At 49.5% G+C, this 3,273-nt stretch carries 5 protein-coding genes and 1 pseudogene; 5 read left to right on the top strand and 1 reads right to left on the bottom strand.

Annotation, left to right across the window (positions count from 1 at the left end):
• Together ABNT28_RS10495 and ABNT28_RS10490 are read left to right on the top strand one after the other, a co-directional pair.
• The coding region (locus ABNT28_RS10495; RefSeq protein WP_348721560.1) for a transporter associated domain-containing protein at window positions 1-483 on the top strand (483 nt) is incomplete at its 5' end.
• Between the two features lie 19 nt (window positions 484-502).
• Window positions 503-1,066: a DUF2889 domain-containing protein gene (locus ABNT28_RS10490; protein WP_332923232.1), complete on the top strand. Its 564-nt coding sequence runs from the start codon at window positions 503-505 to the stop codon at window positions 1,064-1,066.
• A gap of 2 nt (window positions 1,067-1,068) precedes the next feature.
• Here the strand turns inward: ABNT28_RS10490 and ABNT28_RS10485 are convergent, their stop codons facing one another.
• Window positions 1,069-1,338, bottom strand: a complete 270-nt coding sequence (locus tag ABNT28_RS10485; protein WP_332923233.1) for a BolA family protein — start codon at window positions 1,336-1,338, stop codon at window positions 1,069-1,071.
• Window positions 1,339-1,402: 64 nt separating this feature from the next.
• Between ABNT28_RS10485 and ABNT28_RS10480 the strand changes: the two genes are divergently transcribed.
• The 3 genes and pseudogenes from ABNT28_RS10480 to ABNT28_RS10470 form a co-directional block, all read left to right on the top strand.
• Entirely contained in the window at window positions 1,403-1,978 is a 576-nt protein-coding gene (locus ABNT28_RS10480) for a DnaJ domain-containing protein (protein WP_332923234.1), read from the top strand.
• Window positions 1,979-2,013: 35 nt separating this feature from the next.
• The gene (gene cobS / locus ABNT28_RS10475; protein WP_332923235.1) at window positions 2,014-3,021 is read left to right on the top strand and encodes a cobaltochelatase subunit CobS; all 1,008 of its coding nucleotides are present in this window, start codon (window positions 2,014-2,016) and stop codon (window positions 3,019-3,021) included.
• Window positions 3,022-3,064: 43 nt separating this feature from the next.
• Window positions 3,065-3,273 (top strand): annotated as a pseudogene (locus ABNT28_RS10470) (cobaltochelatase subunit CobT); the annotation flags it as partial.

Raw genomic sequence — 3,273 nt, 5'->3', positions numbered from 1 at the left:
AATGGTAATGGTAATGGTAATGGTAATGGTAACAAATTTGTCCAGGACATTGCCAGCCCGGCCTATTTTATTCCTGAAACAACCTTGCTGTTTGACCAGCTTCAGTCTTTCCGAAGCCGGCGCGAACATTTTGCCGTTGTGGTAGATGAATATGGCGATTTTCGCGGTATCGTCACGCTGGAAGATATTCTGGAAGAAATCGTCGGCGATATTGATGACGAGCATGATATCGACCTGCCTGGCCTGACCGCACAGGCTGACGGTTCTTGGCTGGTTGATGGTAGCGTGACGATCCGCGATCTGAACCGCGCGCTTGGCTGGCAACTGCCTGATGAGGATGCTTCAACATTGGCGGGGCTAGTGCTGTTTGAAAGCCGGACGATTCCAATGCCTGGGCAGGAATTCCGGTTTCACAATATCCGCTTTCGCGTGGTCAAACGTGATGGTAACCGGATCACCAGTTTGCGGTTATGGTCACATTAGAAAGGTATAGGTTAAGGGCATGACATCAATTTATGACAGCAACCGCGCCTCTGCTCTTAGTGCCCCTGTCGCACGCGAAAAGCTGCATCAGCGCAACATCACCGTTAATGGCTTTTTGCGCGCTGACGGGCTTTATGACATCGAAGCCGAACTGACTGATCACAAAACCTACTCTTTCCCCAGCGATTTTCGCGGTATGGTGACACCTGAACAGCCGGTACATCACATGCATGTGCGCATCACGATCGATAATGATTTGATTATACAATCAGCCGAAGCCGTGACGCTGGCAGGCCCTTATGAAATATGTCCGACGGCGAATGATGTTTTTGCTGACCTAGCTGGTTTACAGATCGGTCCGGGATGGCGGCGCCGGATGATGACCACAATCGGTGGCCGACATGGGTGTACACATATCACCGAATTGATGGGGCCAGTGGCAACGATCGCCTATCAGACCCGCTATGGCGAAGAAGCGCGTCAACGTCGTGAAACAGGCCAGCTTAGCGACAAGGATAATCAACGCGCCAACGCCGCTTTACGTAATAGTTGCGTTGGCTATGCCGATGATGTGGCGCCATGACTTCAGGCTGGCTTACTGGCAGATAAATGCATTTCCAGCGCATGAATACCGTTCGCCAGCTCGTCAGCAAGCAAGCTGTTAACCATTCGATGCTGTTGAACACGGTTTTTGCCTGCAAATTGCGGTGATGATATAGTTACCTTGAAATGTGTTTCACCGCCTTCGCGCCAGCCACCATGGCCTGCATGTTCATGACTGACGTCTAAAACTTCGATAAAATCAGCTTGCAAAGCCATTTTCAATTTTGCGGCTATGGTATCGGCTTTGGTCATGTGCTATCTCCAATGCGGGGGATGTCTTGATTGGTTGTTTTGTTGGTTTATACTGGATTCTATTATGACGCGTTCCTCTATACCAGATATCAATCTACCTGACGATGATAACCCCGCGCATACACGACAATGCGCGGCAGATGGCTGTATTCAAGAAGGCATTCATCGGGCGCCAAAATCGCGTAACGCTTTGCGTGATTATATCTGGTTCTGTCTGGATCATGTACGTGCCTATAACCGCGCCTGGAATTATTATGAAGGCTTGCAAGGTGCCGCGCTTGAAGCTGAAATACGCCGTGCAACAACATGGGAACGGCCAAGCTGGAAATTTGCCACCGGTCAGCCATCAGACAAGGTGTTTGACGATGTGATGGGGCTGTTTGATTTTGAAAACCGCGACAGCACCAAACCCACGCGCCAGCTAAGCAAAGAGGAAAAACAGGCATGGCGCGTGATGCAATTAGACCCTGTTGATGATATTGAAATCGTAAAGCGTCAGTACAAGCAATTAGCCAAGCAAAACCACCCAGATAAAAATAGGGGTGACGCGGATGCCGAAGAACGGCTAAAAGATATTAATCTGGCCTATGCGCTTATTTGTAAATCTATCGAAAGTGGCGGCAAAAACACCGCACAGTAAAGACCCCATTATTTTGCCCAGGAGTGAACCTCACCATGTCAAATGAGTCAAAAATCGTGTCTGCGTCAGCGCATCCAATAGCCGCACCAGATATCACCGTGAATGCGCGTGATGTGTTTGGCATTGATGTTGATATGCAGGTCCCTGCATTCAGCGTGGGGTCAGATTATGTGCCAGTCAAAGACGCGACATATCAGTTTGATACGGATACAACATTGGCCATTCTGGCTGGTTTCGGTTTTAACCGCCGGGTCATGATCCAAGGCTATCACGGCACAGGTAAATCAACCCATATCGAACAGGTTGCAGCACGCCTGAACTGGCCTTGTATCCGGATCAATCTAGACAGCCATATCAGCCGAATCGACCTGATTGGTAAGGACGCGATTGTGCTTCGTGATGGCAAACAGGTCACCGAATTCCGTGAAGGTATTTTGCCTTGGGCATTACAAAACCCTGTGGCATTAGTGTTTGACGAGTATGATGCTGGCCGTGCCGACGTCATGTTCGTGATTCAGCGTGTTCTGGAAGTTGATGGCAAACTAACCTTGCTGGATAGCAATAAGGTTATTCATCCAAATCCGAATTTCCGTTTGTTCGCTACTGCCAACACCGTTGGGCTTGGTGATACAACAGGTCTGTATCATGGCACCCAGCAAATCAATCAGGGGCAGATGGATCGTTGGTCAATCGTCTCGACATTGAACTATCTGCCGCATGATGATGAAGTTGGCATCGTCAAAGCCAAATTACCCGAATATGCCGATGCCAAAGGCACTGAAACACTGGCCAAGATGGTGCGCATGGCCGATCTGACCCGCAAGGGCTTTATGTCAGGTGATCTGTCCACCGTGATGTCGCCACGTACCGTCATCACATGGGCCGAAAATACAAGTATTTTTGGTGATATGACACTAGCATTCCGCCTGAGCTTTCTGAATAAATGTGACGAGATTGAACGCCCTACCGTGGCCGAATATTACCAGCGTTGCTTTGGCATTGATCTACCCGAAGCACCTGTTCGTCAAGCCAATGCAAGCTAGTTATTTCACCTGTTCCTTATCGATCAAATAGTCAGGATGTATCATGTCGAATCATGATTCCAAATTTGACAAGGAATCACAATTCCTGAAATCGAATGCCGCGGCACTTCGGGCGGTGGCAGGTGTCAAGGAATGTCAGGTTACCTACGCAGGCACTGATACGCATGTTGGCAAGGATGATGTACGCCTACCTGCCTTGCCACCAACCGCAACCGCCGCGCAGAAAGCAAGCCTGCGAGGTGCCGCCGATGG

The sequence above is a fragment of the uncultured Candidatus Puniceispirillum sp. genome (assembly GCF_963979125.1).
Taxonomy (GTDB): domain Bacteria; phylum Pseudomonadota; class Alphaproteobacteria; order Puniceispirillales; family Puniceispirillaceae; genus Puniceispirillum.
This window is presented reverse-complemented; position numbering and strand designations above follow the sequence as displayed.